The following is a 4,096-nucleotide window of genomic DNA, read 5'->3' on the forward strand; positions in this document are numbered from 1 at the left end:
GGGGCTTTCCGCCTGGTCGCCGCCGCGCACCGCGACCCGGCCGCCGCCATGGACCGCCTGGTCGCGTCCTATTGCGCCCAGCATTACGCCAGCAAGCCGAACGCCAGCGAAATCACCCGCCAGGTCCGCGTCATTCTCGACGCCATGCTGTCGGCAGATGACCTCGACCACATCCTCGCGCACCCCTGGCTGCGTCTGAACCTGATCACCACCCGCTGCCAGGGCCTGGCCGCCAGCCGCCAGTCCTCCGTGCAGGCCATAGGCTTCGCGCTCGCCTTCATGGGCAACCTGCGCCACCGCGACCGCCTCGCCGGCAGCTTCGAGCGCTGCGTCTTCCACAACCACGCCGAACCCGGCGATGCATTGCGGGCGGATGCCTTCCGCACCCACCACGCCGCGCTCACGCGCGACAACCTCGCCAGCGCCACCCTGGCCAGCGGCACCATCCCGCTGATGATGGAAACCGTGCGCGACATTCCCGCCGGCCCGGCCGGCGCGCACATCGACGGCGGCATGATCGACTACCACATGGACCTCGCCCTGCGCGACGACCAGGACGGCATCCTGTTCATTCCCCACTACGAGCAGCGCGTGGTGCCGGGCTGGTTCGACAAGGGCCTGAAGCGCCGGGCCGCGCGTCACGGCGAACGCATGCTGGTGCTGTCACCGAACCCGGAGCACGTCGCGCGGCTGCCCGGCGGCAAGATCCCCTGCCGCAAGGACTTCAAGCGCTATCACCAGCGCGATGCCGAGCGCCTGCAGGCCTGGCGCGCGGGGCTGGATCTCAGCGAACGCATCGCCGACGAATTCCGCGACGTGGTGGCGAGAGGCACGATCATGTCGCGCCTGCAGCCGCTCTGAGGCCGGCTCGCCGGACACGCGCCACCAGGGCAGGCAGCGCACCCTTCCACCCGGACAGTCAGGGCAATACGCGCTCCATGAACACGACGTCCGGCAACGGGTTGTGGTAGTACGGCGCGATTTCCACGAAGCCGTGGTGCCGGTACAGCGCCAGCGCCGCCGTCAGCGAGCGCAGCGTATCCAGCCGGATGCGCCGGTAGCCAAGCACGCCGGCGCGGGCGATGAAGGCCTCGACCAGCGCCCGGCCGGCACCGCTGCCCTGGTGGCCGGGCTGCACGAACAGGCGCTTCATTTCCGCCACGCCGGGCGCCAGCCGGCGCAGGCCCACCGCGCCGATGCAGTGTCCGTCCAGCCACGCCAGCAGCAGGCTGCCGTCCGGCGGGCCGTACATGACCGGCAGCGTGGCCATTTCACCGGCGAAATCCTGGAAGCCCAGGTCGACACCCAGGAAGTCCGCATACTCGCGGAACAGCTTCCCGCCGTCGGCATACTGCGCAGGGGTCTCCGCGATCTCGACACGCACAGGCATGGGCCGCGCCCTCAGTCATCCTCGCGCAGGAAACGGCTGCGCAGGCACGACAGCAGGCTGCACACCGCCATCACCGTGCACAGCGTCTTGGCGTCATGCCCCTGCAGCGCGCTGACGGTGCCGGCCGCCACCGCGCCGGCCATGCTGCCGATGGTGCCGTACAGCGCCGAGGCGCTGCCGGCCTGCGCCTGGTAGGGCTCCATGGCGAGAATGGTGGCGTTGGGCAGCACGAAGCCGAGGCAGAAGGTGCCGAGGAACAGCGGCGGCAGGATGCCCCACATGCCGCCCCAGCCGGTCCAGGCCATGGTCGCCATCACCAGGCCGGCGGCGGCCTGCAGCAGCAGGCTGGTCTTGAGCAGGCGCAGCGGGCGCACGCGCTGCACCATGCGCCCGTTGAGCTGCGAAGCCAGGATCAGCCAGAACGCGTTGATGCCGAACAGCCAGCCGAAATGCTCGGCCGGAATGCGGTAGTAGGTGATGAAGACGAAGGGCGAGGCCGCGATGAAGGCGTACAGCCCCGCCATGCTCAGGCTGCTGGTGAGCGCGAAGCCGCGGAAGCGGTGCTGGCGCAGCAGGTGGCCGTAGCCCTTGAGCACGCGCGACAGCACCAGCGGCTGGCGCAGCTGCGGCGCCAGCGTTTCCGGCAGGTGGCGGTGCAGCATGAACAGGCAGATGCCGCCATACAGCGCCAGGGTGACAAAGATCGAGTGCCAGCCGAACAGGTTGAGCAGCTGCCCGCCGAGCAGCGGCGCCACCATCGGCGCCACGCCCATGACCAGCATCATGGCCGCGTACATGCGCGCCGCTTCCGGCGTGGCGAAGCTGTCGCGCACGATGGCGCGGGCGATGACGATGCCGGCGCAGGCGCCGAAGGCCTGCAGGAAGCGCAGCGCGATCAGGGCATCGACCGATGACACCAGCGCGCAGCCCAGCGATGCCGCGATGAACAGGCTCAGGCTGGCGTACAGCGGTGACTTGCGGCCGTAGCGGTCGGACAGCGGCCCGTAGAACAGCTGGCCGAGCGAGAACGCGAGGAAGAACGAGGCCAGGGTGAGCTGCAGGCGCGAGGCGTCGGTCTCCAGCACCCGCTCCAGGGTCGGCAGCGCCGGCAGGTACATGTCGATCGACATCGGCGCGAAAGCGGTCAGGCTGCCGAGCAGGAACACCAGCAGCGGCGTGCGCTGCACGGCGGTCATGAAGCATCTCCGGCGGACGCGGACGGCAGGGCCGCGGACGATACCCCGTCTCCGCCACCGTCCGGCGACGGCGCAGCCGCCGCCTCGCCGGCGGCATCGGGCAGCTCGTCGAAAGCGCGGTCGAGCACCGCCTCGCTCAGGCGCTTGCCCGGCTTCACGCCCAGCTCGCGCAGCATCTCGGCCTGGCGCACCAGGCTGCCGCGACCGCTGCTCAGGCGCTTGTGGGCATCGTCATAGGCCTTCTGCGCCTGCTGCAGGCGGCTGCCGACCGTCTCCACCGAATCCACGAAGCCGACGAACTTGTCGTACAGCTCGGCGCCGCGCTTGGCGATGTCCTGCGCGTTGCGGGTCTGCTGCTCCTGGCGCCACAGGTGGGCGACCGTGCGCACCACGAACAGCAGCGTGCCCGGGCTGACCAGCAGCACGTTGCGCTGCCAGGCATCCTGCCAGAGCTGGCCATCCTGGCTGGTGGCGAGCATGAAGGCCGGCTCCACCGGAATGAACATGATCACGAAGTCCAGCGACTTCAGGCCGTAGATATCCTGGTAGCGCTTCTCCGACAGGCCCCGGATATGCGCGCGCACCGAGTCCAGGTGGCGCTTCACCGCCGCCTCGCGGGCGCTGTCGTCCTCGTCGTTGACGTAGTCCAGGTAGGCGGTCAGCGAGACCTTGCTGTCGATGACCAGCTGCCGCCCTTCGGGCAGGTGCACGACCACGTCCGGCTGCGCGCGCGAGCCGTCCTCGCGGGTGTGGCTCTCCTGCACGTCGTACTCGACGCCCTTGCGCAGGCCGGATGCCTCCAGCACGCGCTCCAGCACCAGTTCGCCCCAGTTGCCCTGCGCCTTGTTCTGGCTGGTCAGCGCGCGCGTGAGGTCGGTGGCGCGCTGGTTCAGCTGCTGGTTCAGGCCCATGAGCTGACGCACCTGCTCGGCCAGCGCCGAACGGTCCTTGCTCTCGCTGACATAGGCGGTCTCGACCTTGCCCTGGAACTCCTGCAGACGCGTCTTCAGCGGCTCCAGCAGCTGCCCCAGCGCGGACTGGTTCTGTTCGCTGAAACGCTTCGACTTCTCCTCCAGGATCTCCTGCGCCAGCGCCTGGAACTGGTGCGTGAGCTGGGCGCGGGCATCATTGAGCACGGCCAGCTTCTCGGCGCCCTGACGGCGCTCCGTCTCCAGCCGCTCGGCTGACTGCTGACGCTCGGCGGCAAGATCGCGCGTGAGTCCGGCGACCTGCTCACGAGCCTGGCCCACGCCGGCGCGCAGCGCCGCCAGCTCCGACTCCTGCGCCACCAGCCTTTGCGTCTGGCGTCCGGCTTCGTCGCCAGCAGCCTGGAGACGCTCCTGCAAGCGCGCCAGCTCGGCCTGCGACTCGGCTCTCAGACGAGCTTCGCTGCCGGCGAGATCGGCCTCGGCCTGGCGCAGGCGCGGCGACAGCCGGGCATGGGCGAGCAGGAAGCCGCAGGCCAGCGCCAGCACAACGGCCACGATCAGTACGGGGTAGTCCATGAACA

General features: G+C 69.8%; 4 protein-coding genes. 1 reads left to right on the top strand and 3 read right to left on the bottom strand.

Translation table 11 applies throughout. The annotated features are described in order from the left end of the window. On the top strand, nt 1-861 hold an 861-nt coding region (locus tag C5O18_RS07100), incomplete at its 5' end, for a patatin-like phospholipase domain-containing protein (RefSeq protein ID WP_105192722.1). Between the two features lie 58 nt (nt 862-919). Here the strand turns inward: C5O18_RS07100 and C5O18_RS07105 are convergent. The 3 genes from C5O18_RS07105 to C5O18_RS07115 form a co-directional block, all read right to left on the bottom strand. Continuing rightward, nucleotides 920-1,390 carry a GNAT family N-acetyltransferase gene (locus C5O18_RS07105; protein ID WP_105192724.1) on the bottom strand — a complete coding sequence of 157 codons (471 nt, stop codon included), beginning with the start codon at nt 1,388-1,390 and terminating at the stop codon, nt 920-922. An 11-nt stretch (nt 1,391-1,401) separates the two neighbouring features. Further along, nucleotides 1,402-2,586, bottom strand: coding sequence for a Bcr/CflA family multidrug efflux MFS transporter (locus C5O18_RS07110; RefSeq protein WP_105192726.1), 1,185 nt, complete (start codon nt 2,584-2,586; stop codon nt 1,402-1,404). Next, nucleotides 2,583-4,096: DNA recombination protein RmuC (locus tag C5O18_RS07115; protein ID WP_206389777.1), on the bottom strand; the 1,514-nt coding region annotated here is incomplete at its 5' end. The genes C5O18_RS07115 and C5O18_RS07110, both read right to left, overlap by 4 nt.

It is taken from the genome of Amnimonas aquatica, from assembly GCF_002943415.1.
Classification (GTDB): domain Bacteria; phylum Pseudomonadota; class Gammaproteobacteria; order Pseudomonadales; family Moraxellaceae; genus Perlucidibaca; species Perlucidibaca aquatica_A.

Excerpts from the sequence above, each read along its gene's own strand:
- C5O18_RS07105 (WP_105192724.1), bottom strand. The coding sequence starts at position 1,390 with ATGCCTGTGCGTGTCGAGATCGCGGAGACCCCTGCGCAGTATGCCGAC.
- C5O18_RS07110 (WP_105192726.1), bottom strand. The coding sequence starts at position 2,586 with ATGACCGCCGTGCAGCGCACGCCGCTGCTGGTGTTCCTGCTCGGCAGC.